Here is a 2,979-nt window from a genome sequence, read left to right as displayed (position 1 = left end):
GACGCGTCCGCTATCCAAAATGACGCCTGCGTCGTCGACAGCAGTAACCGTCGTCGATCCGATGAAACGAACACCGTTTCGCGACAGCAGCTTTGCGATCCGCTCACCAACGTCGTCGCCGAATCTGCGCTGCAGAGGCACCGGCTCGGCGGCGACCATGGTGGTGGTCACGCCGCGCTCAGCGAGGCAGGAGGCCGCCTCGCAGCCGATCAAGCCGGCGCCGACGACGACGGCAGTGTCGGCGTTGCGGGCGGCCATTTTCAGGACGACGGCGTCGGCGAACGACCGCAGGCTCAACGCGGATTCGCCGCCAGGGACGCGCAGCGGGATGGGCTTGGCGCCGCACGCCAGTACGAGGTGCCAGTACCCGTAGCGGCGGCCGCCGGCGGTGACGACTTCCTGGTTGGCCACGTCGATGTGGTCGACGGTGATGCCGCGAACGAGCTCGACGTTGTTGCGGACGAACCAGCCGGGGCTGTGCAGTTCGAGCTTGACCTCGCGGCCGCAGAGGAAGTCCTTGCTCAGCGGGGGCTTGGCATACGGAAGGGCCGGGTCGGCGGACAGGATGCGCACGGGGATGTGCGGGTGCTTGCCGCGGAATGTCTCCGCCGCACTCAACCCAGCCGGACCGCTGCCGATGGCGATGAGACCCGGTGCCACCACTTTTTGTGGATACCACTTTTGGGCCGCCGCCAAGCCGGCAGTCACGGATTCGTCATACTCCCCACACCAGGCAGAACGTGTGGCCCGCCGGGTCACGGAAGACCCGGAAGGTGTCGTCCTCGGCGGCGTCGGTCACTCGGGTGGCGCCCAGCGCAAGCACGTCATGCTCGGCGCGGTCGACGTCGTCGACTTGGATGTCGAGGTGGAACTGCTGAGAGCCGCGCGGGTCGGGGAACCGTGGCGGCTCGTGCTCAGGCGAGAGCTGGAATGCGAGCCGTCGCCCGGCCGGTTCGGTGAGCACGACCCAGGTGTGGTCGTCCTCTTCGACGCTGCCACCGAGCACGCCGGCATAGAACGTCGCCAGCTGTCGCGGGTGCTTGCAGTCGAGGACGACGGAACGAAGCTTTCCGATCATGAACCCGGAATTTCCCGCAATCCTGGCGGCGCAAACGGCCACTGGTGTGGGAGCATCTGCGCATGCAGCCACAGGACGACCCCGAGGCCCGGATCAGGGACCTCGAGCGCCCGCTCGCCGACGTCGCCCGCACGTCCGAACTCGGAACAACCGAATACCCCAGCGGGGCCGACTACAACACCGGCGCCTACATGCCTCCACCGGTGCAGACATACGGCGCCCCGCCCTACATGGGGATGCCGCAGAAGCCGAAGTCGGGCTTTTCCGCGTGGTGGCTGTTCGCGGGCATTGCGGTCGTGTTGCTCTTCATCGCCGGCGGCGTCGTCATCTTCAGCGCCACCATGTTCAACCTCGACTCGGACACCCGACCACCAATCGAAATCCCCGAGGTGTACGGCGGCGGAGGACAAGTCGACAAGGCGCCGACTGGACAGCCGGGCACGCCTGGCACGCCGGGTCGTGAAGTCATCGTCGAAACCCCAAGTGCGGCACCAGTTGTGCCGCCGGGTGCGCCGCTCGTTGTTTCGGGCATCCGAAAGAATGAGACGATCGCCTGCAACGACAACGACGACGCGATTGTCATCAACGGCATCGAAAATACGATCACGATCACGGGTCACTGCGCGAGTCTGACCGTATCGGGCGTGCAGAATGTCGTCACCGTCGACTCGACCGACGCCATCGACGCCTCGGGCATCGAGAACCGGGTCATCTACCACTCCGGGGAGCCGGCGATCGACACGGCGGGCTCCGACAACCTCGTCGAGCAGGGCTGAGGAGCGTCGGCGCATGCAGTCACAGGACGACCCCGAGGCCCGGATCAGGGACCTCGAGCGCCCGCTCGCCGACGTCGCCCGCACGTCCGAACTCGGAACAACCGAATACCCCAGCGGGGCCGACTACAACACCGGCGCCTACATGCCTCCACCCGTGCTGACATACGGCGCCCCGCCCTACATGGGGACGCCGCAGAAGCCGAAGTCGGGCTTCAACGCGTGGTGGCTGTTCGCGGGCATTGCGGTCGTGTTGATCTTCATCGCCGGCGGCGTCATCATCTTCAGCACCAGCATGTTCAAGCTGGACTCCGCAACGCGGCCACCGGTTGAAATCCCCGAGGTGCTAGGCGGCGGAGGAGAAATCGACAAGGCGCCGAGTGGTGGACAGCCGGGCACGCCGGGCGGCTCCATCGTCGAAACCCCAAGTGCGGCACCAGCCGTGCCAACGCCTCCGGGCGAATATGTCAGCATCTCGGGCGTCGGCAAGAAAACGACGATCGCGTGCGACGAAAGAGCTGTCGGCGTCAGCGGCTCCAACAACGTAGTCACAATCACCGGTCACTGCGCGAGCCTCACGGTGTCTGGCATGGACAATCACGTCACGGTCGACAGCTCCGCCATCATCATGGCGTCGGGGTTCGACAATATAGTCACGTTCCATACGGGGACCCCGGAGATCGGCACCGGCGGATTCAACAACGTCGTCGAGCAGGGCTGAGGCTCAGCGCCGGACGGGGTCCCACGCGAGTATCCGCGCGGCCAACTCAGGACCGCAGTCCTCCTGGATGAAGTGGCTGCCGTTGATTCGGTCGTGGGGCTGTCCTGCGGCGCCAGGGACGTGCTCGATCAGCGGACCGTCCATTCGCCCGAGGATCGGATCGCGCGCCCCGAAGACGCAGAGGACTGGCTTCTCCCATCGGCCCAACGCCTCCCAGGCGGCGCGGTTGGCCGGAAGCGCCGGGTCGTCGGGCGACGTCGGCACCAGTTGAGGGAACGCGCGGGCGCCGGCCTGAAAAGTCTTGTCGGGGAACGGCGCATCGTAGCCTGCGCGCACCTCTGCGGGCACCTTGGTGACGGTGCCGACGGAGACGATGCGTCCGGCCGAGAACACCGGGGTGTAGCGGG

General features: G+C 66.5%; 4 protein-coding genes and 1 pseudogene. 2 read left to right on the top strand and 3 right to left on the bottom strand.

Going from position 1 to position 2,979, the window contains the following annotated elements:
- Positions 1-663: NAD(P)/FAD-dependent oxidoreductase (locus tag VFH65_RS18935; RefSeq protein ID WP_353323519.1), on the bottom strand; the 663-nt coding region annotated here is incomplete at its 3' end.
- Between the two features lie 52 nt (positions 664-715).
- Positions 716-1,078 (bottom strand): VOC family protein, encoded by a 363-nt coding sequence (locus tag VFH65_RS18930; RefSeq protein WP_353323518.1) that lies wholly within the window; start codon positions 1,076-1,078, stop codon positions 716-718.
- Positions 1,079-1,140: 62 nt separating this feature from the next.
- On the opposite strand from VFH65_RS18930, the gene VFH65_RS18925 reads away from it, so the two are divergent.
- Positions 1,141-1,854 (top strand): DUF3060 domain-containing protein, encoded by a 714-nt coding sequence (locus VFH65_RS18925; RefSeq protein WP_353323516.1) that lies wholly within the window; start codon positions 1,141-1,143, stop codon positions 1,852-1,854.
- Between the two features lie 13 nt (positions 1,855-1,867).
- A complete protein-coding gene (locus tag VFH65_RS18920) occupies positions 1,868-2,572 on the top strand; it encodes a DUF3060 domain-containing protein (protein ID WP_353323515.1) in 705 nt (234 codons plus the stop codon).
- A gap of 3 nt (positions 2,573-2,575) precedes the next feature.
- On the opposite strand, the pseudogene VFH65_RS18915 reads toward VFH65_RS18920, so the two are convergent.
- A pseudogene (locus VFH65_RS18915) lies at positions 2,576-2,979 on the bottom strand (haloalkane dehalogenase); the annotation flags it as partial.

Source organism: Mycobacterium sp. (genome assembly GCF_035697385.1).
Lineage (GTDB): Bacteria > Actinomycetota > Actinomycetes > Mycobacteriales > Mycobacteriaceae > Mycobacterium.
Note: the sequence above shows the minus strand (reverse complement) of the source record. Positions and strands in the feature narration are given on the sequence as shown.

Bases quoted from the DNA above. Each gene is read 5' to 3' on its own strand.
- VFH65_RS18930 (WP_353323518.1), bottom strand. From the start codon at position 1,078: ATGATCGGAAAGCTTCGTTCCGTCGTCCTCGACTGCAAGCACCCGCGA.
- VFH65_RS18925 (WP_353323516.1), top strand. From the start codon at position 1,141: ATGCAGCCACAGGACGACCCCGAGGCCCGGATCAGGGACCTCGAGCGC.
- VFH65_RS18920 (WP_353323515.1), top strand. From the start codon at position 1,868: ATGCAGTCACAGGACGACCCCGAGGCCCGGATCAGGGACCTCGAGCGC.